20 protein-coding genes are annotated in these 23,379 nt (G+C 47.8%); 8 read left to right on the forward strand and 12 right to left on the reverse strand.

The window, feature by feature from the left end; genetic code table 11:
- Positions 1-444: 444 nt before the first annotated feature.
- Positions 445-1,383: a LysR family transcriptional regulator gene (locus M2108_RS30060; RefSeq protein WP_277473156.1), complete on the reverse strand. Its 939-nt coding sequence runs from the start codon at positions 1,381-1,383 to the stop codon at positions 445-447.
- 224 nt (positions 1,384-1,607) lie between these two features.
- Between M2108_RS30060 and M2108_RS30065 the strand changes: the two genes are divergently transcribed.
- Positions 1,608-1,835: a hypothetical protein gene (locus M2108_RS30065; protein ID WP_277473155.1), complete on the forward strand. Its 228-nt coding sequence runs from the start codon at positions 1,608-1,610 to the stop codon at positions 1,833-1,835.
- 309 nt (positions 1,836-2,144) lie between these two features.
- Here M2108_RS30065 and M2108_RS30070 read toward each other — a convergent pair whose 3' ends face one another.
- The 4 genes from M2108_RS30070 to M2108_RS30085 all read right to left on the reverse strand — a co-directional run bounded on the left by M2108_RS30070 (position 2,145) and on the right by M2108_RS30085 (position 7,759).
- Entirely contained in the window at positions 2,145-4,268 is a 2,124-nt protein-coding gene (locus M2108_RS30070; RefSeq protein ID WP_277473154.1) for a beta-galactosidase, read from the reverse strand.
- Positions 4,269-4,669: 401 nt separating this feature from the next.
- The gene (locus M2108_RS30075; RefSeq protein WP_277473153.1) at positions 4,670-5,977 is read right to left on the reverse strand and encodes an ABC transporter substrate-binding protein; all 1,308 of its coding nucleotides are present in this window, start codon (positions 5,975-5,977) and stop codon (positions 4,670-4,672) included.
- A 67-nt stretch (positions 5,978-6,044) separates the two neighbouring features.
- Positions 6,045-6,878, reverse strand: coding sequence for a carbohydrate ABC transporter permease (locus M2108_RS30080; RefSeq protein ID WP_277473152.1), 834 nt, complete (start codon positions 6,876-6,878; stop codon positions 6,045-6,047).
- The gene (locus M2108_RS30085; RefSeq protein WP_277473151.1) at positions 6,878-7,759 is read right to left on the reverse strand and encodes a carbohydrate ABC transporter permease; all 882 of its coding nucleotides are present in this window, start codon (positions 7,757-7,759) and stop codon (positions 6,878-6,880) included. The genes M2108_RS30080 and M2108_RS30085 overlap by 1 nt, the downstream gene beginning before the upstream one ends.
- Positions 7,760-7,893: 134 nt before the next feature.
- Here M2108_RS30085 and M2108_RS30090 point away from each other — a divergent pair, with 134 nt between their 5' ends.
- The 3 genes from M2108_RS30090 (at position 7,894) to M2108_RS30100 (ending at position 11,589) form a co-directional block, all read left to right on the forward strand.
- Positions 7,894-9,717 (forward strand): cache domain-containing sensor histidine kinase, encoded by a 1,824-nt coding sequence (locus M2108_RS30090; RefSeq protein WP_277473149.1) that lies wholly within the window; start codon positions 7,894-7,896, stop codon positions 9,715-9,717.
- A complete protein-coding gene (locus tag M2108_RS30095) occupies positions 9,714-11,354 on the forward strand; it encodes a response regulator transcription factor (RefSeq protein WP_277473148.1) in 1,641 nt (546 codons plus the stop codon). Before M2108_RS30090 ends, M2108_RS30095 begins: the two co-directional genes overlap by 4 nt.
- 139 nt (positions 11,355-11,493) lie before the next feature.
- Positions 11,494-11,589, forward strand: coding sequence for a sporulation protein YjcZ (locus M2108_RS30100; RefSeq protein ID WP_197071388.1), 96 nt, complete (start codon positions 11,494-11,496; stop codon positions 11,587-11,589).
- A 122-nt stretch (positions 11,590-11,711) separates the two neighbouring features.
- On the opposite strand, the gene M2108_RS30105 is transcribed toward M2108_RS30100, so the two are convergent.
- The 3 genes from M2108_RS30105 to yicI all read right to left on the reverse strand — a co-directional run bounded on the left by M2108_RS30105 (position 11,712) and on the right by yicI (position 15,970).
- Positions 11,712-12,017, reverse strand: a complete 306-nt coding sequence (locus M2108_RS30105; RefSeq protein ID WP_277473157.1) for a hypothetical protein — start codon at positions 12,015-12,017, stop codon at positions 11,712-11,714.
- A gap of 65 nt (positions 12,018-12,082) precedes the next feature.
- Positions 12,083-13,261, reverse strand: coding sequence for an SGNH/GDSL hydrolase family protein (locus M2108_RS30110; RefSeq protein WP_280777315.1), 1,179 nt, complete (start codon positions 13,259-13,261; stop codon positions 12,083-12,085).
- Positions 13,262-13,648: 387 nt separating this feature from the next.
- Positions 13,649-15,970: an alpha-xylosidase gene (yicI, locus tag M2108_RS30115; protein WP_277473146.1), complete on the reverse strand. Its 2,322-nt coding sequence runs from the start codon at positions 15,968-15,970 to the stop codon at positions 13,649-13,651.
- Positions 15,971-16,098: 128 nt separating this feature from the next.
- On the opposite strand from yicI, the gene M2108_RS30120 reads away from it, so the two are divergent.
- Together M2108_RS30120 and M2108_RS30125 are read left to right on the forward strand one after the other, a co-directional pair.
- A complete protein-coding gene (locus M2108_RS30120) occupies positions 16,099-17,016 on the forward strand; it encodes a helix-turn-helix transcriptional regulator (protein WP_277473145.1) in 918 nt (305 codons plus the stop codon).
- 75 nt (positions 17,017-17,091) lie between these two features.
- Entirely contained in the window at positions 17,092-18,003 is a 912-nt protein-coding gene (locus M2108_RS30125; RefSeq protein WP_280777317.1) for a DUF1963 domain-containing protein, read from the forward strand.
- Between the two features lie 135 nt (positions 18,004-18,138).
- On the opposite strand, the gene M2108_RS31735 is transcribed toward M2108_RS30125, so the two are convergent.
- The 3 genes from M2108_RS31735 to M2108_RS30135 all read right to left on the reverse strand — a co-directional run bounded on the left by M2108_RS31735 (position 18,139) and on the right by M2108_RS30135 (position 20,343).
- Positions 18,139-18,480 carry an ABC transporter transmembrane domain-containing protein gene (locus M2108_RS31735; protein WP_481856967.1) on the reverse strand — a complete coding sequence of 114 codons (342 nt, stop codon included), beginning with the start codon at positions 18,478-18,480 and terminating at the stop codon, positions 18,139-18,141.
- A 142-nt stretch (positions 18,481-18,622) separates the two neighbouring features.
- Positions 18,623-19,426: an ABC transporter permease gene (locus M2108_RS30130; RefSeq protein WP_277473142.1), complete on the reverse strand. Its 804-nt coding sequence runs from the start codon at positions 19,424-19,426 to the stop codon at positions 18,623-18,625.
- The gene (locus M2108_RS30135) at positions 19,423-20,343 is read right to left on the reverse strand and encodes an ABC transporter ATP-binding protein (protein WP_277473141.1); all 921 of its coding nucleotides are present in this window, start codon (positions 20,341-20,343) and stop codon (positions 19,423-19,425) included. Before M2108_RS30135 ends, M2108_RS30130 begins: the two co-directional genes overlap by 4 nt.
- A gap of 203 nt (positions 20,344-20,546) precedes the next feature.
- Here M2108_RS30135 and M2108_RS30140 point away from each other — a divergent pair, with 203 nt between their 5' ends.
- Together M2108_RS30140 and M2108_RS30145 are read left to right on the forward strand one after the other, a co-directional pair.
- The gene (locus M2108_RS30140) at positions 20,547-21,296 is read left to right on the forward strand and encodes a LytR/AlgR family response regulator transcription factor (protein ID WP_277473140.1); all 750 of its coding nucleotides are present in this window, start codon (positions 20,547-20,549) and stop codon (positions 21,294-21,296) included.
- Positions 21,277-22,584: a sensor histidine kinase gene (locus tag M2108_RS30145; protein ID WP_277473139.1), complete on the forward strand. Its 1,308-nt coding sequence runs from the start codon at positions 21,277-21,279 to the stop codon at positions 22,582-22,584. The genes M2108_RS30140 and M2108_RS30145 overlap by 20 nt, the downstream gene beginning before the upstream one ends.
- Positions 22,585-22,764: 180 nt before the next feature.
- Here the strand turns inward: M2108_RS30145 and M2108_RS30150 are convergent, their stop codons facing one another.
- Entirely contained in the window at positions 22,765-22,938 is a 174-nt protein-coding gene (locus M2108_RS30150) for a hypothetical protein (protein WP_277473137.1), read from the reverse strand.
- Between the last annotated feature and the right edge of the window lie 441 nt (positions 22,939-23,379).

The raw sequence follows: 23,379 nt of genomic DNA on the forward strand, positions 1-23,379 counted from the left end.
TACGTGGCATGGAAAAAAGAAAAAAGGTAGCTGAAAGTAACTATATCCGGCTAACCTCGTTTAAAGAGAATTTACACACAAATATGGACTTGACCGCCGAAAAGCCTTACCGTAGTCAATTTCGGTATAATTAAGTCTGCTTTTTCCAACTATTTCGCAAAAACGTTGGTTTGGGAGAAAATTGGGTGATGAAAATCCACTTAGTCTAAGGAGGCTTACGTTGAGCTCCGGCACTGAGTGAGTTAGTTGAAATAAACACTAAACCTTGTGCGGAGCGTTGTGCGAGAGTACTGAGTGTTATAAAGGTCTAACAAACACAATAAAAAGACAGGGCACCGCTTTCCCGGATACTCCGGGGGCTGGTGCCCTGTTCCTTTATCTCCAGCTTTCACGGCTGGCATGAAGCAGCAGCCTACTTTATTTATCAGCATCTGACGGCCCGCCTCAGGCATCCACCGGACTGCCACCGGCACCCACCTGCCTGCTTCCAACTGCCGGAAGCTCTTCCCTGCAGACTGCCTCCGGCAGATGCACCTTCAGCACTTCGATGAACTCGCGGAAGGCGCTGGTCATATACAGGTCACGCCGCCGGATGAATACGGTCGGCACCTCTGCATAGCGTTCCGGGAACGGGTAGCAGGAAATCCCCTGGGTGATGTTCATCCGTCTGAAATAGGAGACCGGCAGCACCGCAAAGCCGATCCCCGCCCTGACGCAGGCCATCAAGCCCTCCATCGTCCCGAACTCCATCACCTTGCCTAGCCGGAAGCCCTCCTCCCTGAGCCAGGCATCCAGCCTTATCCGGTACAGGCACTCCGCATTCAGCATGAGCAGGGTCTGCCCGTGAATGGATTGCAAGCCCTCGTAGTCCATACTGTCCGGAATGATCAGCCCCAGCTGCTCGTTGATAACCAGCTCCTGCACAATCTCCGGATGCTCAACCGGTCCGTCCAGGAAGGCGCCCTGGACAGTGTGCTGCAGAACAGCGTCGATCAGTTCAGTGGGCCTGCAGATCTGCAGCTGGACCTCAACGTCCGGATAACAGCCCCGGTAGGCGGAGAGTATAACAGGCAGCCGGACAGCAGCGGTTGTATCGGAGCCGACCATAATGGAGCCTTTGGGAACCGGCGAATCCAAAACCGCCTGCTGCGCTTCATCCAGCAGCTTGAAGATCCGGACTGTATATTCAAGCAGGGTCTGTCCGGCTGAAGTCAGCGTGATCCCCCGGCTGTGCCGGTAGAACAGCGGTGTCTTCAGTTCCTGTTCCAGCTGCTGTATCCGCGCCGTCACATTCGATTGAACATAGCTCAGACTTTGCGCCGCTTTGGAGATGCTTCCTTCCTCAGCCACTGCCTGAAATACCCTGAGAAGCCCTATATCCATAATCCGTACTCCCCCTCCAAAAGCAGCCATCACTTGCAGTGATGCCCTCCATCATTTCCCTTCATTATACAAGAAAAGCCGCAAGGAATATGATGGAAATATAAAAGATGACTGCGTTGTCAGACCCAAGCGATCCTACAAAACTCAAGTTTATGCTTCCCAGGCAAGTTTGCGCAGCTATATCTAGGGAGCGATCCTACAAAACTTTTAAGGAGTGAACAAAAATGGATACCAAACGTTGGAGCTTCAAGGTGCCCGGAGGCCAGGAAGGCAGCGAAAAAGCTATTGATATCAGCCGGATCACCACTGTGCATGAACTGCTCGCTATCATGCGCAGTGAAGAGAACGAACAGCCATCCAGCCCCGGCCCGGAAAGACGACCGCCAACAGCGCCTGTTCCCTTTTCACGCCGCCTCGGCAGCAAAGGCAGAAGACGCCATCCCTCAGCTTAAGCCATGAGCGCCCCTCAATAAAATGCAGCAGAGATCTATGCACTGAAAGTCAGCACTGACGATCTGTGGATGTCGGCACAGGGCCACCTCCTCTGCCCGCTCCCGCAATTCTTACGGACAGCAGCAACCTTATTTACCCGGAAAACATACCTTTATCCGTTTAACGGACCGTAGCGCTCTTATCCCCTTACTTCCAGCCGCATTTGGCAGAAAATCCGGGGAATAAGAGCGCTGGTGTCCGTTAGCCTGCGAAAAAATATGATTGGTATGAAATAAAGGCTGCTCAGTCCGTTAGCTTCCGGCTGGCCGCTACCCTTCCAGCTCCAGAATTTCAACTCCATAAGGCGCAAGCAGCAGCAGACCTGAGCGCGCCTCTCCGCTAAATGCGCAGCGGTAATCCTTGTCCAGCGGCACGGCCTGCTCTGTCCGGCTGAGATTCAGCAGGAACAGGAAACTTCCGTTCTCTCCGCTGCGCACGGAAGCCTGAACGCCGTCCGGCAGGCCCGCGAAGCGCTGGAGCCCTTGCCTGCCGGCCAGACTGCCAAGCAGTCCCGACCAGTAGCGCTCCTCGGCATGGGTACCGAAGTAGTACACCTCGCCTTTGCCGAAGCGGTTGACGGTGATTGCCGGAGTGCCGGCATAGAAATCATCGTTATACCAGGCAATAGGCTCTGCAGTAACCGGAGTGAGCAGATCGCACCACTGGCTGCAGGCAAAGGTATCACTGGCCTCGTCCCGGATTACATGGGCAGCGCCGCCGACCGGATCATATTCATGCACCCAGACTCCGGCAGCGCGGCTCAAGAGGCCCGGCAGCGGCTGCATGACGCACACATTATCCATGTTCTTCACACCTGTCCGGTTCGTCAGGATCAGCGTGCCGCCGGCAATTGCGTATTGCTCCAGCTGCGCCGCCAGCTCCTCACCAAGCAGATACAGGCTTGGCGCAATGACCAGCTTATAACCGTCCAGCGGCTCCCCTGCCCGGATCACATCGCAGCCGATGCCAAGCTTCGTCAGGGCGCGGTGAATCTGCTTGATGTTCTCATAGTAATCGAACCCTTCAGCCTGCGGCTGAATATCCAGTGCCGCCTTCTGCTCGTGAGAATGCAGAATAGCCACCTCAGCTTTAAGCTCCGTTCCCTTGAGCTTACCGCTCAGCTGGTTCACCTCACTGCACAGCTGTGCAAACTCGGTGAACCTGCGGCCCGGCACATTGCTGTGGTCAATCAGCCCGTGCCAGTACTGCTCGGCGCCGGCAACCGCGCTTCTCCAGCGGAAATGAACAACCGTGTCCGCCCCCCGGGCGATGCTCTGCCAGGCATAGGCCCGGATGAAGCCGGGATACGGCGTACGCCACATCGGCATCCAGCATCCCGGCGGTCCGCTTAGCTGCTCCATGATCCAGAAATTGCTCCGCTTGATCCCGCGTGTCACATCCAGCGACAGCGCTCCGCTGTAAGGTGTCGTCGCCTGCTTATCCGGCGATGTATTGGGATAATAATCAAAGGACGCGAAATCCAGATCCGCACCGACCGCATACATATCCAGCCGCTGCGGATAGCTGTGGAAGTTGTGCGTAACGAAATGCCCCGGACATTCAGCGCGCAGCACCTCCAGCTGGGTCTGCTGGAACTTCACCACCGCATCCCACTGGAAGCGCTGGAAATCGAGCAGCAACGACGGATTCTGGAATTTTGACCCTCCATACGGGACTGTAAGCTCGTTCCAGTCACTGTACTCACCGCTCCACACCACCGTGCCCCATTCGGCATTTACCCGGTCCAGGCTGCCGTACTTGTCCTGCACCCAGCTGCGGAACGCCGTATTGCAGGCATCACAGTGACAGTCAATCATCCCGAATTCATTGTCGGTCTGCCAGCCGATCACCGCCGGATGTCCGCTGTAATGGCGGGCCATTTCTGAAGCAATACGCGTCCCGTATTGCTTCAGCGACAAGCTGTTATAGCAGCGGTGTCCGCGTACGCCCGGATGATAGATCTGCCCGTCAGCAAATATAGGCAATACATCAGGATACGCCGTTGTCAGCCAGCGCGGCGGCGTTGCCGTAGGCGTTCCGATAACCACCTGCATACCGTAACGGTGCAGCAGATCGATCGCCCGGTCGAGCCATGCAAATTCAAAGCGCCCTTCTGACGGCTCAAGCCGGCTCCAGGCAAATTCGGCTACCCTGACCACCCGTACGCCGGTTTCCTTCATTAACTTTATGTCCTCTTCCCACAGTGACTCATCCCAATGCTCCGGATAATAGTCAACGCCGATCTGGACGTTGCTGTGGTCACTCTTTTCTCCACTAAATTTACCCTGTTCCCTGCTATAGGCACTCTTTTCTTTACTGAATCCGCTGTTTTCCTTACTGTGATCAATATCCCCTTTGATGTAACCGCTCTCTTCTTTACCGTAACTATTCATCCCCAATGACTCCCTCTCCTTTCCTGCATGGTTTCATTTTACCAAAAAGGCGCCCCCGCCTCACATCACTGATGCGAGAGGCGGGAACGCCCCGGCAAATCCACTTTATCCAACGGTCCTTATAATGATTAAACTTATAGTTTTTCTATTTCGGGCTTAGCCGTGACTCCAGAGAATGTTTGGACTTCCGGCCGCTGCCCGTCTGCAGATTTCCTGATTTGTACCGCTGTTTGCGGTTGAAATCCGCAGACTGTATATGCTCCCGAAGTGAGCTTTTCTGCGAAAAGCTTTCAGGCGGTCACTACCGTTCCTCCAGTTCCAAAATTCTCCTCCGCCACTCTTCCCTTTTTGATTATTATAAGTTTAAACTTATAGGACTCTATATCTCTATCCCAAAAACCTTACTTCTTCAGCTTGTCCCAAGCCGCCTGCATTGCTGTCTCCCAGCCTGCTTCGTCAACCTTGCCGGCGATCAGCTGCTGGATTACGCTGGCGAATTCCTGGGTTACACCGTCAGGGAACTTCGAGGACTGCAATCCGTAGACTTTACCTTCCTGCACGTATTTGAATACGTCAGAGCCCAGAGCGCCGATATCCTCAGGTGTTGCTTCGATCGTGGATAGGGCAGGGATGAACTTCCATTTTTTCGTGATATATTCTTTACCCAAGTCGGAAGTTACGAGCCAGTTCAGGAATGTTTTAGCTTCTTCTTTGGATGCGGAATCCTTATTCACAACCAGGTTAGCCGGGATACCGACAGTCATCTTGTCATTCTTCTCGGCATCATCATTGATTGGCATAGGGAACATACCAATGTTCATGTCCGGATTGATATTGTCCACCAGCGTCTGTGCCCAGTTGCCTTCCTGCATCATCGCAGTTTCACCGTTAGCGAACATAGCCAGGTGAGTGTTGGCATCGGTAGTCAGCGGGTTCTTTTGACCGTATTTCACAGTCAGGTTCAGCAGGTTGCTCCAGTCCTTGAACACCTGGTTGCCGACGATCGAAGCCGTTCCGCCATTCAGGCCGGCGATGAATTCATCCACATTATCCTGCTGTGCAAAAGCTACGCTGATCCCCTGGTTACCCAGCAGCCACCACTCCTGATAAGCGTTGCCGAAAGGAATAACATCGATAGCCTGCAGCTTTTTAGCCGCTTCTTCCAGCTCGGTGATGGTTTTAGGTGTTTCAGTGATGCCTGCTTGTTCGAACAGGTCCTTGTTGTAGACATAACCGATACCTTCAAGGTTCATGGGCATCCCGTAGGTTTTGCCGTCCTTGGTCATTGGCTCAGCTGCCAAAGGAATCAGATCCTTAACCCAAGGCTGGTCGGACAGGTCTTCGAGCTTGTCTCCCCACAGTTCCATTTCCGCATAACCGCCGTTTGAGAAAATATCAGGCGCATCGCCGGAAGCGAATTTCGTCTTCAGGGCTGCCGCATAGTCCGCACCGCCGCCGACAGTCTGGATGTCCAGCTTGATGTTCGGATATTCTTTTTCAAATTCAACCTTCAGCTCGTTCAGGCCTTCTACGATTTCCGTTTTGAATTGGAAGATTTTAACCGTTTTCACTTCTCCGGATGCGGAGTTGCCAGCGCTTCCATTTTGTGCATTATTTGAAGCGGTATTGTTATTGCCGCCGCAAGCCGCGAGCACAACAGACATCAGCATTACGCTGGACATCATTACTGCAGTACGTTTCTTATTCATTCTATTTTCCCCCTTGATAAGTTTGAATGCTTGATAAAATGTATGGAACGAAGGACTCGGGAAGGGATTAACCCTTCACCGAACCCGCCGCGATTCCCTCAACAATGTAACGCTGCATGAACAGATAGAACACAACAATTGGGGCTACGCCAAGTGTCAGCGCCGGAAGCGCCATATCCCATTGCTTCGTATACTGCCCGAAGAACGAGAAGGTTGCCAGCGGAATGGTCCGCAGCTCAGGTGCCTGAAGAATCAGGGACGGCAGCAGATAATCATTCCAGATGCCCAGGGCATTCAGTACGATAATCGTCATCAGCATCGGCTTGAGCAGCGGAAGCACAATCCGGAAGAATACAGTCAGCGGATTACAGCCGTCAACGGTTGCCGCCTCTTCGATCTCCATCGGTACGGATTTGATGAACCCGTGGAACAGGAAGATTGCCATTGGAATACTGAGGCCCAATTGGGCCATTACCAGACCGGGAATCGAATTATTGACACCCAGGAAGTTAACCACCTGCAGGATCGGAATCATAATGGTCTGGAACGGCACCACCATTGCCGCTACGAACAGCAGCAGCAGAATCCGGTTGAACTTCGAATCTGCGCGGACCATCCGGTATGCCGCCATTGCAGCGAACAGGGCGATCAGGATCACACAGATCACTGTTATGATAATCGAATTCCGGAAGGCTTCCGAGAAACGGGCCAGCTTCCAGGCCTGCGAATAGTTGGACCAGACGAATTCAGACGGCCAGGCCGCCGCATTGCTGAGAATTTCCCCGAACGATTTCACCGAGTTAGCCAGCAGGAAATAGAACGGTGACAGGAACAGCAGGCCAAGGAGAATCATAATGATTTCCAGGCCGTAATTCCACTTGCCTTTGCCTTCGGTTTTCATTACGCTTCAACCTCCTTGCTCTTCGTAATCCGCACCTGAATGACCGTAATGATGGCAACGATCAGGAAGAACAGCAGCGCTTTTGCCGTACCCAGTCCATATCGGTTGTTCAGGAAGGCTTCGTTATAGATGTTCATCGCTACAGACTCCGTAGATTTGAACGGTCCGCCCTTGGTCAGCGACAGGTTGAGGTCGAACATTTTGAAGGACCAGGAGATCGCCAGGAACAGTCCGACTGTTACGGCAGGCATAATCAGCGGAACGATGATGTTGCGCAGCGTCTGGCTGCGGGAGGCACCGTCGATTTGGGCTGCTTCCAGCACTTCTTTGGATACGTTGTTAAGCGAAGCAATGTAGATAACCATCAGGTAACCGGAGGACTGCCAGACAAATACGATGACGATTGCCCAGAAGCCGGTTGTCGCATCGCCGAGCCATGGAAGATTGAAGAAGGACCAGCCGGTAAGATCGCCCATAGTGGCGAACCCTTTGATAAAAATGAACTGCCATATAAATCCAAGCAACAGGCCGCCGATGACGTTAGGCATAAAAAAGATAGTCCGGAGCATATTGCGTGTCTTTAGCGCCTTGGTCAGGAAATAGGCCAGGAAAAAGCCCACTACGTTGGTCAGTACAACCCCCAGCAGCGTAAACCGCACGGTAAACCAGAAGGATGACCAGAAATCCGGATCATTTGTAAAAATCGTTTTAAAATTGTCAAAGCCTACCCAGGCGACATTCCCGGATACGCCGTTCCAGTCAGTGAAAGAATAATACATTCCCATCACAAACGGGATAATCATGACGATCGTAAAGAACAATAATGCCGGGCCAACGAAAAAAAGCTGTTGACCGAGCCCGGACAACTTATTGCCGCGCATATATTGGCCCCCCCTTTCTTTTACTCACTTACTTGTTTATGATCTATTCATATTATCTGTTTTTTGACGGACCGCTTACACCTACGTAAGTGATCTTTCAGGTGTAAAATATTGATCGGATGTGACAAGAATCGATGAAATGGAACAATATCCGCACCAAACTGATCGTTTTTTTACTCCTCCCGACTCTCGTCTGTATTATTGCGACCATGTATATCAGCTATTCTTATACAACCCAATCGCTGCGGACACGGGCTGTGGACGAGAACAAAAATCTGCTCTATCAGGGCTACAAAAATATCGACAGTCTGATTCAGGAGATCAACCGGCTGTCGCTTAGTGTCTATTCCGACTCCGATTTCTACCGGCTGCTTGAAGCCGGCTATGATGACCTTTCCTCCGATATCGCCATTTATAATTCGCTCAGCTACATTTCCACTTCACTGCCCAATATTTCGCAGGTGTACCTGTACGGCGTCAAGGACGGCAAAGCCACGCTGATTACCGACAACACCACGCCCAAGCGCTGGCTGGGGAATGCCCCCTATGAGGAGGCCAATCTTGCCGGCAGCTCTCCGGTTAGGGTGCAGAGCACCCATATCAGCAATGTCTATGGCCTGACCCTTCCGCTGACCCAGTTTGTTCCCGAACCGGTCTTCACCTTTCACCGCAGAATCGAACGTATTCCTTCATCGGAAGCACTCGGCTATCTGTCCGTTGACGTCAAGCTGGCGGCGCTTACCGAAATTGTTGACCAGCTGTATGAGCAGGATCAGGAAAATATCTATCTGGTGGACAGCGATGGCAACGTGGTATACGGCCGGGATGAAGCTGCGCTCGGCAAGCCGCTGAATGCAGGCTGGTACAACAGGCAGATTGCCGCGAATGCAGAAGCCCAGGGGTATTTTGAGGAAGGCGGGTCTGTCTTTATTTATCAGAAAATTGAAAGCACCGGCCTGAGCTGGACGCTGATCAAGCAGATTCCGGTCTCTTATCTGTTCCGTGAAGCCAAGGAGGCCGCCGGCATTAACATCCTGCTGCTGTTCCTGCTGATGAGCATGATCATCGCCCTGACTGTCCTGATCTCCTTCCGGATTACGGCCCCGATCAAGCAGCTGACCCGCTATATGAACCAGGTGCGGACCGGTAATCTGGAGGTGGACATCCGTCCGGCGGGCAATGATGAGATCGGTGTGCTGACCGAGCATTTCCGCAGCATGATGGACACGATTAACAATCTTATTTTGCGGGAATACCGGCTGGAGCTGTCCAACAAAACCAATGAGCTGAGGGCGCTGCAGTCGCAGATTAACCCGCATTTTCTGAACAATACGCTGCAGATTATCGGTACTCTGGCTCTTGAGATGAAGGTTCCGCAGATCTACTCCCTGCTCTCGGCCCTGGCCAAGATGATGCGGTACAGCATGCATAATGATGAAAAGATCGTCACGGTCAAGAATGAGCTGGAGCATGTCAAAGCCTATATCGAGCTGCAGCGCGAGCGTTTTGAAAATAAATTCACTTTCCGCTACGATATGGAAGAGCCGCTGCTCGGCGCACTAATGCCGAAGATGATTCTTCAGCCGATTGTGGAAAATTACTTCAAGCACGGCTTTAACCTTGCCCGTACCGACGGATTTATTGAGATTACAGCGGGCAGGCTGGACGGCGGGCGGATGGAAATCGTCATTCAGAATAACGGCATGTCCATCCCTTCAGCTAAGCTGGAGAAGCTGCGCCAGGAGCTTACCCGGCCTGATCCGCTTGACATCTCAGCACTCAAGAGCAGTGAAGAAAGACGTGATGCGCCCGGCGCGGGTATCGGCCTCGGCAATGTACTGGCCCGTCTGCGGCTGGTATGCGGAGAAGATGCTGTCCTTACTGTGGACAATCTGCCTGAAGGCGGCGTAATGGTCAGACTGGAAATCGAAATACTAACGGAGAGTGAACGGATATGAAGGCGCTGATTGTGGATGATGAGGCAAGAGTCAGGAAGGCGGTCCGGCTGCTGGTCGACTGGGACGCCCATCAGATCGGGGAGATTATGGAGGCCGGAAGCGGCAATGAAGCGATAGAACTGATCCGTAAGCATAAGCCCGGGCTCGTTATTATGGACATGATGATGGAATCCGGCAATGGCATTGAGCTGATGACGTGGGTCAATGAGTTCGCCGGTAGCACGAAGTTCATTGTTGTCAGCGGGCATAATGATTTTGATTTTGTGCGCGAGACGGTCCGGCACGGGGGAATTGACTATATTCTCAAGCCTATTGAGCCTGAGGCCATCAATACGGCTGTCGCTAAGGCGGTTGCCGCCTGGCGCTCGGAGGCGGAGGAACGCAGCCAGCGGCAGCGGCAGAGCATCCGGCTGAACGAGATCAAGCCGATCTACGGCGAGCGGCTGCTGTCAGCGCTCATTGATGATCCGGTAACCGCCGAGACTACGCTGCGCCGGCTGGTTGCCGAGGGTGTTATCCCCGGCAGTGCCGGATCCGCCCGTCTGCTGCTGGTGCAGACGGATGCCGGTAATAACCCGCTGCTGCGCCGTTTCGGCGGAGACAGCGAGCTGCTCTATTATGCCATCGTTAACATCTGTAACGAATTTCTGCAACCGCAAGGCACAGGCACAGCCTTCCGTTACTGGGGCGGACCGCCTGAGATCGCCATTCTGCTGTGGGATGTTCAGGAATCCGTTACCGAGCTGATCAGCCGGATCAATCAGGGCCTGTTCCATACCCTGCAGCTGCGGATGCACTTTGGCATCAGCTCAGCCGGCAGCCTGCCGGGCCAGCTTGCCGCGCAGCGTACAGAGGCTGCCGAAGCCCTGCTGCGCCGCAATCTGCTGCGGCATGAGGATTACAGCCACTTCAGTGTAGCTTCGGCAGAATACCGTCAGGATACGGGTGCAGCCGGAGCAAGACCGATCTTTGCCGATGTCCAGGAGGACTGGAAAATGGCGATAGTCAGCGGCAACACGGACGCCCTGTCCGCCGCAGCGCAGCACTGGACCGAGGAGCTTGGCCGCAGCGGCGTTGTAACCCCGGAGATGCTGGGCTCCTGGAAAGCCGATGCCCTGCTGTTCAGGTCCCGGCTGGTCCGCGAAACGCTGGGCAGCCAGGCCGAGAGCGCTCTCGCGGAGCTGGAGCTGGGCGACCGCGATAACCCTGCTCCATATGCAGGCGGCTACTCGTTCTCGCTGTTTGCCTGGCGTGACTGGTCCTATGCGCTGATGACCAGCCTGTCCCGGGTGCTGTCAGCCGCACAGGTCAAGGAACGTAACCCGCTGACAGAGATCGTAAAATATATCGACCAGAACTACATGGCCGATCTCTCACTGCAGGAGGTTGCCGGCAAATTCTATGTCAGCCGCGAGTATATCTCCCGCAGATTCAAACAGGAGTACGGCATTAATTTCTCCGATTACATCGTCAGCGTACGAATTGAAAAGGCCAAACTCCTGCTGCAGAACCCGAACCTGAAGCTGTCGCAGATTTCGGAAATGGTCGGTTTTCATGATGTGAAGTATTTCAGCAAGGTGTTTAAGAAGCAGACCGGAGCTACGCCGAAGGATTACCGGATACAGGTTACCCTCTGAAGCCCAAGCAGACGAAAACCAGCTAATGCTCATTAATTTAATCTTCCAATTGTAATTAAGCAGGTCAAACGTCTATGCACCGGAATCGGACGATGCATAATATGAGTCTGTAAGATGATCTTGCGGAGGAGGTAATACGATGAGCGGTTGTGCAAATGTCGGCGGTATGTTCACTTCCACTACAACAATCCTGGTGCTTTACATTCTGCTGGTAATCATCCTTAAAACATTCTAGGGAGAAAATCTAAACACAGCAAGGAGCCTGGCGGCCGTGAAACGGCTGCCAGGCTCCCCGTCAGTTCTGCCTGGATCAGAAGCTGCGGAATTAACCGCAGGATATCAGCTCTGTCAGTGAAATCATGTATACAGAAGCGTAATAACCAGCAGTTCATAGAGCACCAGGGTCAAAATGGCTTCATCGCTGCCGCCGAAGAAGGCGCGCTGTCCTCCCTGCTGCTGGACCCCCATATAAAAGAAGCCCTTGTCACAGCCCAATAATCTGCCAACTACAATCTGTCCGTCCATCGTCTGCACCTGAACAATCTGATTAACATGCTGTCTGCACACATTGTGCACATGATGTCTGACTGATTTCAAATTCTGGACAGCCTGATTATCCGCCTGATACAGCACTTTTTGCTGCATCCCCGCCTGAATCCCCATTGTTAGCACACTACCTTCCTCATCTAAAGTACTCCATAGTATGCCTAATGAGCTTCAAGGGTTCTTTATCCGGCCTGTCCGTACCAGGCCAAAAAGGCTTCAGCCACAGCCTTGCCGGCATGACCGTTCGGATGCGGATCAAACTCGTTGCTCATATACTCCGGCCGGATTCGGTGCTCTTGCGGCGCAGGCTCCGACAATACGGCAGCGATATCGAATACCCGGTCCACGCCAGCGGGAGGAGTATTGCGGATCGCCGCATTTACCGTACGCCAGTAGGTCTCCCGCTCCTCCGCAAAGTTGAACGGGGGTACGGTGCTGAGAATAATCTTAACCGCCGGATTCGCTTCCTTGATCTTGGTAATGATCCCGGTCAGGTCGCCGAGCAGCTCATCTGCGTTCCGTTTGCCGATATCCAAGTCGTTGACGCCGAGCACCATCAGTACCTCATCGCCCTGCTTCGCTTTGTTCAGCCATGGGCCGTCCGCGGCCACATCATAAGCTCTGCCCCAGCCTGAACCGATGTTCCACAGGCCATACTCTGTTCCCAGCCCTTCGGCAATCCGTGCCGCCCAATAGGTGTAAGCATCCTTCTCTGTACGCACCCCCTGGGTAATCGAATCGCCCAGGAAGACAAGCTTCTTCGCTACCAGCTTCTTGTAGCCGATATAACCCGGAGCTACCAGCAGCTTATCCGACTCCGAGAATCCCGCGGCCGCCTCACTGCCCGCCAGGTTTCCCGGGGCATCGAATCCGCTGACCAGCATCCCTTCAACGTTATACGGGAAGGACTTGCCGGCTGCCAGCGTTCTGATCGTCCAGGTGAACGCCAGATAATGCCCTTCCGGCAGCTCAAGCTTCGCCTCATCGCTCCAGAAGCATTCGCCGGAAGCGACCTGCCGGGAGTCTTGTCCGCCGAAGGTAACCGGAATCTGTGTCTCCGGCGTTACCGAGCCGTCCGGCACAAGCCCTCCGTCAGCGATATAGGCAGCCTCGATCAGCCACTCTCCGCCCGGCTCGCCGCCGCTTGCCTCCTGCCCCAGATCCCAGGTGGAATCCACATTGTTGCTGTGCCAGAATTTCAGCGTCAGGCTGCCGCTTTCCCTGAGGCGCACATAGGTGCGGTATGTATGCGTAAACGGCTCCGCTGCATTCATAATAAAATTCGCTGCCGTAGATAATGCTGTTGCCGACGAGTAGTCAATCTGGCTGAGCACTCCGTTATTGTCTTTATTGTTCATCATTATTTCTCCTATTCTGTTACGCTGGCAGATCCAGTATCCTTTAACCGGGCTCAAACCAACATTTAGATGGATTTTCGTCACTAAATTCCATCGTTTCTCAACATTAGCAATCACTAAGTGGATAATCGCCACCTATTTTAGCCCTTACACCCCATTTACAGCGAATACTGCATAATTAATAGTCGTTTTTCCACCTAGTATCGCTCTAAACAGCAGTTGGCTAAGAATTAGTTGGCGAAATTCCACTTAGCTTAAAGCAAAACTCTGAAAAATCATAAAAATCGCATAGAATCCGCCTATTCTCAGCGATTCATTAATATGTTCCAAAAAAACTCCCTAATAAACCGGGAACAATCTGTTCCCGGTCATTAGAGAGCTGGTCTTAACCTATTTCAATGTAATGGTGAAGGAGACAGACTTCGCTCCCGCAGCCACATTCACAGTAGTATCATCAGCCTGCTCAGCACCTTCTACGGATGAGATGGCACCCAGATCCTTCACAGCCAGCGAGAAGGCTTTGCCGCTGCCTTCGGCAGTCACGGTAACCTTGTTGCCTTGACGTTCAGCCTTTACAGTCAGCTCAGGCGCACCCTTGATGTCACGGACAACCGCAGTTGTTGCAGCGCCGTCTTCCAGCGAGTACAGGCCGAACTTCACACCGTCTGCAAAATCATAATCCGGACGTGTATTTTCACTGCCTGTAGCAAGCAGCGAGTTCTGGCGTACGAACAGCGGAAGGCTGAAGAAGTCGTGGTTTTCTTTGCGCCATGTTCCGCCCTGTACAGTCTCTCCGCTCAGCAGGTGCGTCCAGCGGCCGGCCGGCAGATAGTATTTCACATCGCCGTTCTCCTGGAAAATTGGAGCTACCATCAGCTTGTCGCCCAGCATATACTGGCGGTCAAGCACTTCACAGGTAGGGTCCTCCGGGAATTCCATCACCATGGCCCGCATTGAAGCCCAGCCCTGCTCATGCGCCTGTCCGGCAACATCATACAGGTAAGGCATCAGGCTGCATTTAAGCTTGGTGAAGAAACGGGTAACATCCACCGCCTCATCGTCGTAAGCCCAAGGCACACGGTACGAGGTGCTGCCGTGCAGACGGCTGTGGCTGGAGAGCAGGCCGAAGGCCAGCCAGCGCTTGAACACATGCGCCGGAGCCGTATTCTCGAAACCGCCGATATCATGGCTCCAGAAGCCGAAGCCGGACAGACCAAGGGACAGGCCGCCGCGCAGGCTTTCTGCCATCGACTCATAGTCCGCGTAGCAGTCGCCGCCCCAGTGAACCGGGAACTGCTGCCCGCCGGCTGTAGCCGAACGCGCGAATACCGCTGCTTCATTTTTGCCGAGCTTCTCTTCCAGCACATCGAAGACAACCTTGTTGTACATCTGGGTGTAGTAGTTGTGCATTTTTTGCGGATCGGAGCCGTCGAAGTACACAACATCCGTTGGAATACGCTCGCCGAAGTCCGTTTTGAAGCTGTCTACGCCCATGTTCACCAGGTCACGCAGGTAACCGGCATACCATTCGCACGCTGCAGGGTTAGTGAAATCCACCAGACCCATGCCAGCTTGCCACAGGTCAGTCTGGTATACGTCGCCGTTCGCTTTTTTGATCAGATAGCCGTTCTTCTTGCCTTCCTCAAACAGCGGGGAGCGCTGTCCGATATAGGAGTTGATCCATACGCAGATCTTCAATCCTTTCTCCTTCAGGCGTTTCAGCATGCCGACAGGGTCCGGGAATACGCGCGGGTCCCACTGGAAATCCGTCCATTGGTATTCACGCATCCAGAAGCAGTCAAAGTGGAACACATGCAGCGGCAGATCACGCTCAGCCATGCCTTCTACAAAGGAGTTAACCGTTTCTTCATCGTAATCGGTTGTGAACGAAGTCGTCAGCCACAGGCCGAAGGTCCACGCCGGCGGAAGCGCAGGCTTACCGGTCAGGGAAGTATATTTGCTGATAACCTCTTTAATTGAAGGTCCTTCAATTACGAAATACTCAAGGCTCTCTCCAGCTACGCTGAATTGGGCTTTTTTCACTTTTTCCGAAGCGATCTCGTAGGAAACCAGCTCAGGATGATTAACAAATACGCCGTAGCCTTTGCTTGTTACATAGAACGGAATGTTCTTGTACGCCTGCTCGGAGCTGGTGCCGCCGTCTTTGTTCCAGATATCAACGACTTGTCCGTTTTTGACAAAAGCAGTGAAGCGCTCGCCAAGTCCGTATACATATTCGCCTACGCCGAGATCCAGCTCTTCACGGACAAACGTGTTGCCGTCCTGGTCGGTAATATAGGCCATCGATTTGTAACCGCTGCCTGTAATGCGCTCGTCGCCGCGGTAGAAGTCTACGGACCAGTGAGCACCTTTGTTGATGACTACACGGAGGCCGCCGCTGATCAGCACGGTCTGTGCTTCATTTTCTTCCACCTGAACGTGGTCGCCGGTGCCTTTGGTTAATTCAAAAGCCGGTCCGCGTTCGATGACGCCGTCATTGTGAATAATTTTCACGCCTACAACGCCCGGAAGCGGAGAATGGAATTTAACAGTAAGGAGCGTGGAGTTCAGTGTTGCTGCACGTCCTGTAATTGGAGTTGTTTGTGTAATTGCAGTCAGACCTTCAGAAGTCTGCTCTACTACATAGTTCTGCACTGCGCCATTGATATTGATACCGTCGCGCACCAGCCAAAGGCCGTCTGTAAATTTCATAAGTGTACTTGCCACCCTTCAATTTGGTGTTTATAGTTGCATTATACCGATAACAAAACAACAAAACTAATATAATATAGCTTATTTATAACACTATTTTGATATCTGTCTGGCAAGGAGGCATAATTATGGACCGTACGTCCCAGCGATTGCTCAAAGAAGACCGCGTACATGGCGATGTCATGTTTCCGCTGGCCGCCTACTGGATAGAGCTTCCGGCCGGAACCCACATTCTGGATACACACTGGCATGAGGAGGCAGAGTTTTTTATGCTGCAGGAAGGGGAAATCCTGTTCCAGGTGGATACCGATTATTTCCCGCTGCGCGCGGGCGAAGCCGTGTTCATCGAATCCGGGGATATCCATGCCGCCCACGTCCTGAAGGAAGGCTCTTGCCGGTTCTGCGCACTGGTATTTCATCCGGATTTGCTGGCCAGCGCACAATACGATACGATTCAGCAGACGGTCATTCTGCCGCTTCAGGAGAAACGCCAGAGCTTTCCCCGGCATCTTACACCGGCTGTTCCCTGGCAGCAGGAGCTGCTGCTGCAGCTTGAGCGGATGATGGATGCATATGCTAATAAAATGCCCGGATTCGAGGCCTTTATGAAGGGAACCCTGCTGATTATGCTGTCACAGATTGCCGCACCGGACCGTTCCGTGAACCATAGCCTGTCGCCGGGTACGGATACCACCAAGGTCAACCGGCTCAAAAAGGTCATCCTTTATATTCAAGAAAACTATAAGGAGCCAATCCGCACCCGTGACCTGTCCGGGCTGATTCCGATGAGCGAGGGCCAGTTTTGCCGTTTCTTCAAGGCCATGACCCGCAAAACACCGGTGGACTATATCAACTCCTACCGCATCCGCCAGGCGGCCGCACTGCTGAAGCAGACTGAACGCAAAATCTCCGACATTGCGCTTGAGGTCGGCTTTGACAACGTCAGCTATTTCATTAAGGTGTTCCGCAAAGCGATGAGCTGCTCACCTTCGGAGTTCCGTAAAGAAGCGGGGCAGGGTGCGGGAGCGGGGCAGCTGTATCCTTGAGGTCAAGGGGGAAAATTACGCTGACAAAAATAACCTGTCCGTATAAAATAGCCATTTAGAAGGGCAGGGAAAACTATGAATATATTGAAAATGTTAACCGGTTTTGTAATATTGCTCCGCCTCTTAATATCAGGTGGTGCGACAAGCGGCAATCCCCCCGTATACGAGCACCCGCTGGCATCTGATCAAATTACAGACCCCTCAATGCGTGAAATCCGTACAATGCTGGAAGAAGCAGACCTTGGATCGTATTGGGACACATTAAAACATCAGATTTTACCCGGTTTCTACATGGTTCCAAAAATGACAGATGAGGCGGATATCGAGCTCGGGGCCAGCAAAATCGGCGGACAGCCTGATATGCCTGCTTCCTATCAATGGCCTTCTTGGAAGAATCACCCCATGTCGTTTGTCGCTCAAATCAATCTTGAAGAATTCCCTATGAACCTGGTTAACCCGGAGTATCCTTCTACCGGAATCCTCTACTTCTTCTATGTATATGATTATGAACTATGGTATAACGACGAGGATTATGATGCAGACAGAATGAACAATAATGTTGTGTATTATACCCCGGATACAGCAGCACTGGTTCGGATGCAGCCGCCGGCAGCACTATCGGAAGAGCAGATATTCAAATCTGCGCTGCTCGAAAAAAAGCTTGAATTAACGCTTCCCGATTCAGATTATCTGGAAGCCAACCATCTGATGAACAACAAAGAGGATTTGAACCGCTATTCCCTGGAATTCATGCCGGATTTCATGAATACTTATGACCGCGGGATCGGATTCCGTTTCCTGGGCCATATGTCAGCGCTGCAATACGGAGGCCATCCCAGCGATGAGATTCAATTATTTCAGGCTGATTCTGATGATGAACTCGGGATGGAGTGGGACTTGTCGGGTTTATTGCACTTTTTTATCAGAGCAGATGATTTCAAAAAAATAAATTTTGAGAATGTTTATACGTACCGCGTGGGGACGTAAGGCCAGCGGGTTCAGCAGGATTTCCGCCTTCCGATTCAGCACCTTGAGAATTAAATATTTTAAGGAAAGAAATTTCTCTGAGGTGATGTCAGAACTTTTTCAGGACATTGCTAACATATCTTCATTAACAGATACTCAGTTTCTCACATCGGTTGTAACCTTTAATGTATGATCGCAAGCCTTATAATTCAAATCATATGGAATACGTACGCTCAAATCACGATAATAATAAAATTGAACAACACTAAGTACTTGTTGAAAAAAAAATATTAATACTAAGTACACAACAAACTCCAGAACAATATGAAAATTAGATTTCATGATACCAATATCAATAAGTTGTTTAGTTACCCAAGGAGTTATAAAGCTCCCAATTGAAGTGAGTAGTGTTATGAAGCTAATAACTACTATATTTTTATAATATGGTCTAAACAGCTCTTTAATGTAATATCCATTACTTCTATCCAATATGATCACCCCATATCTATAGAAATAAATATAAGGCAAAAAACTATTAAAACTAATATTAGTCCAACTATAACTTTCGGGTTTGTTCGGTTCATATGTCTTCTCCCTTAGTCAAGCTAAGCTTGAAAAATCTTTAATTTAGCAAAGCAAGTCATGCCTGAACATCCCTTTGCCTAAAAATAGCATATGTCAAAGAAAGGCTCATAAGGATAAGTACAATTGGGATAATTATTACGGGTACATAACTAGATAAGTTCTCTAAAACGATATGTTTAGAGTTAGAAACATAAATCCCAGAAAACTTCATAATTTGCGTAGTTAAGCTGTGATTAGACAACCATAGAAAGAAAGTACTTAAGCTATCTTTAAAGTAGCCGCTTATCAAAAAATCACCAAAAACGAAGACAAAGGTAGCCACTACTGTAGAAGCAGTACGTTTAAATAATATACTTAATAAAAGTATAATTGCTGCATAGGCTGCTAAATATAATATATTTAATCCAAAACCAACAAATGTAGTAACCATATCTCGATATAAATTTTGATTATTACTAAGCGAACTTGAACCAGTAATCAGTACACCTATGACATAAACAAAATAGAATAAACAAAAAAACAAAAATATCCATCCTATTATTGCCTTTACTATAGATATATATTTGCCTGATATGTATTTACTTCTACTACATCCTGAGGCAATAATATTTTTAATAGATCCGTATTCAAAACCCTCTGTAGCAAAGAAACTTACGTAAATTGGAATTATAAAATAAAAAAATAATGATAATGGAACTACTAAGGTGAACGGTTGTAACCAATTACTAAAATGAAAGCCTACCTTATTACCCATCCATATAGGAAGAAGGATACCTGCAATAATAAATAGATAACTAATACTCTTGAACATTAAATCCTTTTTCATATAAAAAGATTGTGCGCTTAAAAAATCCCTCATTTTGAACCGACTCCTATAAGCTCCATATAATAATTTTCAAGATTAGCTGTAGATAAGTTAATACCTTCAATGTGTATATTATGTTGCACTAAAATCGATAATAAACTTTCCAATTCAACCACCCCTTTTGGAATCAATATTTCCCCTGTTTCTGATAAGATCATTCTATCCAGCCGAAGTTGCTCTTGTAGAATACTCATCGCTAGATATGGATCTGAGGTTTTTACACAGAGCTGTGACTTAGAGACTTCTGTTAAATCATTCAACGTTAATTCTTTTACAAGGCGCCCTTGGTGTATAAAACCGAACTTAGTTGCCAATAATTGAAGTTCGCTTAAAATATGACTTGAAATTAAAATGGTGATCCCTTGTTCATGAACTAATTCCATTAGGATTTTTCTCATTTCTATGATCCCTATAGGATCAAGACCATTAATAGGTTCATCTAATACAAGAAACTTAGGATAATTTAATAATGCAATGGCAAGGCCTAATCTCTGCCTCATACCTAATGAATATTCTGAAATTTTTTTCGATGCAACAGACGACAGAGAAACTAATTCTAACACCTCATTAATTCTATTCTTATCTTTCATACCATACACTTTATAATAAAAAGTTAGTGTCTCAAGACCATTTAAATGAGGATATAAAGCAGGCATCTCAATTAGAACACCTAGTTGTTTTCGTGCTTTAATCAAATCTACTTTATTCTGCTTGCCCATAAGCGTTATACTTCCACTTGTCGGACTCACTAAGCCACTAATTATTTTCATTAAGGTTGTTTTCCCAGCTCCATTTTCACCAACAAAGCCATAGATCTCACCTGATTCAATAATCATATTAATATCCCTTATCGCAAAACTGTCACCATATTTTTTGCTGAGCCCTTTTACTTCTAATATAGTTGTATCCACCAGTTACACTCCTTACTTGTGGGTTAATCCTATGATACTATTCATGTTTGTAATTTACTGATTAATGTAATAATTATGATGCTAATTGTAATTATTACAAATTTATGGATGTTTACTTATATTTAAATCCTCATATTCTTTTTAGGATATAATAATATGAGGTTAATAAAAAAATACTAAACGCCCCAAAATAGGAGGTTAATATGATTCATATTGCAATTTGCGACGATGATAAGCAGTTAACAGAGCAAATTGAGCAGTTGATTATTTGCAATCAACATATTTATGGAGAAACATTTCAAATTGATATTTTTTATTCTGGTGAAAAACTAATACAAAAAGTAAAAGAAATATGTCCCTATGATTTAATCTTTTTAGATATTGAAATGAAACAACTTAGTGGTATAGAAGCCGGTCTCATCTTAAGACAAAATAGCAGTAATGATTTAGTACAAATTATTTTCATTTCTAGTCATGAAAAATATCATTTACAGCTTTTTGATGTACAACCATCTGGCTTTATTAATAAACCAATTAATTCTGAGACTTTTAACCAAAAGTTTAAGTTAGCAATACATAAAATAGTTAGAAGAAAAGAAAAGGAAAGAAAAAAAATACTTTTTATACAACAAAAAAAGAATCAAATCATGATTCCTTTTAAAAATATTATATATTTGGAAAGTAATTGCCGTAAAATAATCGTTCATACTAAGGAAGAAAACCTAGAATATTACAGTACTCTCAACCATGAAGAAAACAAATTATTCTGTGATGAGTTTATTCGTATTCACCAGTCATATATTGTTAATTTATTTTATGTTAAACAATTAAACGCAAAGAAGTTGATCCTTTTAAACGGACAAGAACTTCCTATAAGTGAAAAACAATCTACTACGGTTAAAAGTAATTTTCTAAATATCAGGAGGGAACTTATTGGAAGTTTTTTTAATTGAAGAAGTATTTTATATCATTACGCTTATAGCTATACCATTCCTGATCCATTATTTTTATACAAAAACATTTAAATATTACCTAGTAAAACAAAAATCACTTTTGTTTTCTTACAGCTTATATTATGTATTTATTGTAGTTCTTCATCACAGTGAATTTACAACAATTTGGATACTTACGATTAATTTTTTGCTTATTATTCTTTTAGCATTCCTTTATACTGGCACCTTTGTTTGGAAAATTAGTATGGCATGTTTTGTTATCGTATTTATTGTACTTGCTGATCTTGCTCTAGCACCGGTCTTCTCTACAATTCAATATATTTTAGCTCTATTTTTTTCTAAGATACTTATATTTATTCTTATGAAAGTTATTTTAAAGTTGGTTATACTAGTCGGGGAGGGAAGTTTAAGCAAAAGATATTGGGTCATGCTTTTTGCATGTCCAATTTCAAGTATGATTGTCGTCATTTACTTATTGCTTGATTCATCTTATCGAAGTTATCCTCAATTATATCCTGTCCTTTCCTTTAGCTTGCTTATTATTAATTTACTTGTAATGGTTTTATGTGATCGTATATTGCGGATTCAAACTGAACAGGCGAAAACTCAGCTTTTAGAACAGCAAAACACCTACTATATTCATCAATTTTTAATGACAAAAAATAGACAAGAGGAAGTACTCAAATTTAAGCATGACTTTAAGAATATATTAATAGGTTTACGTTCACAACTTCAAATGGAGAAAGAAACTGCTAGTGTAAAGCAATTAGATGAACTGTTGGGCACAATTTCTACAAATACAGAATATTGCAATACAGGATCAATCATTATAGATTCAATTATTAATTATAAATATACTGTTGCGTCCAAGCTTAATATTACTATGGAATTTGACATTCAAATTCCACATCATTTACAACTAGATAGTGTGACGATGAGCATTATACTGGGGAATATTTTAGATAATGCAATTGAAGCTTGCATAAAGGTTGCGGATAGAGAGCGCTATATTAAAGTATCAATTTATTATTTAAATGAATCGCTCTATATTCAAATCACTAATCCATATGCTCATTCTATTAAAATTAATCATAATGGAGAACTAATCTCAACGAAACATGACAATCAACACCATGGATTAGGAGTTAAAAATATTATTACACAGGTTGAACAAAAAGAAGGGATCTGGAATATTGATTACTCTAATCAAATATTTAAAATAGAAGTTGTATTGTACAACATCCCTGTTCACTCCTCTTCTGCAGAAACAAACACAGCCACACACTAAAGCAAAGCTTACTATTATAAAACCAGAAATAATGCATAATAACCACCTAAAGTAAGTTCTCTATTTATAAATTCACTTTTCATCCCACTATCAAGAATGATCACATCAGAATTGCTCATAGAAACCTCCATAATAAAGATGAGGAGGATTTCTTGCCGCCCCATCTTCTCTTTTCGACTTTTACCACCAAGCTCTATCTTTTGGTGTGTATGCACTTGAATAAATTACGCAACCATCATTGCCATTTGTTTTCCCTACCCATACGTTATATTCCAAACAATCTGTTTTGCATCCTTGTCCATTAATCGACAAATTATTTTCAAAATCACTTATCTTTTTTACTTTCAATTCCACAAAATCACCCCCTTATGAACCTTATTTTCGACTAAGATTAGAAGTGTTTACCCGCATATTGGTTGTTGTAGCCCGTTGCCGACCAGCATCCCGAAGTGCCCGGAACCGGGTGCCCGCCCCGCAACTGTTCAGACATGAATTCAAGATTCGTAAAGGTAAAATCAGTTCGCTGGATGTTACGCTAAAATAGAGTTACTGCCGCAGGAGCCGCGTAGTGCGGCTCCTTTTTGTTATTCCCCGCCCTAGCGTTATATATCTGCCGGCTGTGCTCTCCCTTACGGAGTTTGCATAAGCCTGACTGCTCTTTTAAGCTTATGGTATTATTCGCTCATCAGCCAAACTAATAAGGAGCCATTCCTGTAATGAATTAATTCAAGGTTTGAACAAAAAAAGCGCCTCCTGTATGCTGGGTCATGGAATGTTGGCCATTCACTGCCCGAA

Origin of the sequence: Paenibacillus sp. PastM-3 (genome assembly GCF_029893965.1) — a bacterium.
Lineage (GTDB): Bacteria > Bacillota > Bacilli > Paenibacillales > Paenibacillaceae > Paenibacillus_AQ.

Coding starts and splice junctions, on each gene's coding strand:
- M2108_RS30060 (WP_277473156.1), bottom strand. CDS start 1,383: ATGGATATAGGGCTTCTCAGGGTATTTCAGGCAGTGGCTGAGGAAGGA.
- M2108_RS30065 (WP_277473155.1), top strand. CDS start 1,608: ATGGATACCAAACGTTGGAGCTTCAAGGTGCCCGGAGGCCAGGAAGGC.
- M2108_RS30070 (WP_277473154.1), bottom strand. CDS start 4,268: ATGAATAGTTACGGTAAAGAAGAGAGCGGTTACATCAAAGGGGATATT.
- M2108_RS30075 (WP_277473153.1), bottom strand. CDS start 5,977: ATGAATAAGAAACGTACTGCAGTAATGATGTCCAGCGTAATGCTGATG.
- M2108_RS30080 (WP_277473152.1), bottom strand. CDS start 6,878: ATGAAAACCGAAGGCAAAGGCAAGTGGAATTACGGCCTGGAAATCATT.
- M2108_RS30085 (WP_277473151.1), bottom strand. CDS start 7,759: ATGCGCGGCAATAAGTTGTCCGGGCTCGGTCAACAGCTTTTTTTCGTT.
- M2108_RS30090 (WP_277473149.1), top strand. CDS start 7,894: ATGAAATGGAACAATATCCGCACCAAACTGATCGTTTTTTTACTCCTC.
- M2108_RS30095 (WP_277473148.1), top strand. CDS start 9,714: ATGAAGGCGCTGATTGTGGATGATGAGGCAAGAGTCAGGAAGGCGGTC.
- M2108_RS30100 (WP_197071388.1), top strand. CDS start 11,494: ATGAGCGGTTGTGCAAATGTCGGCGGTATGTTCACTTCCACTACAACA.
- M2108_RS30105 (WP_277473157.1), bottom strand. CDS start 12,017: ATGGGGATTCAGGCGGGGATGCAGCAAAAAGTGCTGTATCAGGCGGAT.
- M2108_RS30110 (WP_280777315.1), bottom strand. CDS start 13,261: ATGATGAACAATAAAGACAATAACGGAGTGCTCAGCCAGATTGACTAC.
- yicI (WP_277473146.1), bottom strand. CDS start 15,970: ATGAAATTTACAGACGGCCTTTGGCTGGTGCGCGACGGTATCAATATC.
- M2108_RS30120 (WP_277473145.1), top strand. CDS start 16,099: ATGGACCGTACGTCCCAGCGATTGCTCAAAGAAGACCGCGTACATGGC.
- M2108_RS30125 (WP_280777317.1), top strand. CDS start 17,092: ATGAATATATTGAAAATGTTAACCGGTTTTGTAATATTGCTCCGCCTC.
- M2108_RS30130 (WP_277473142.1), bottom strand. CDS start 19,426: ATGAGGGATTTTTTAAGCGCACAATCTTTTTATATGAAAAAGGATTTA.
- M2108_RS30140 (WP_277473140.1), top strand. CDS start 20,547: ATGATTCATATTGCAATTTGCGACGATGATAAGCAGTTAACAGAGCAA.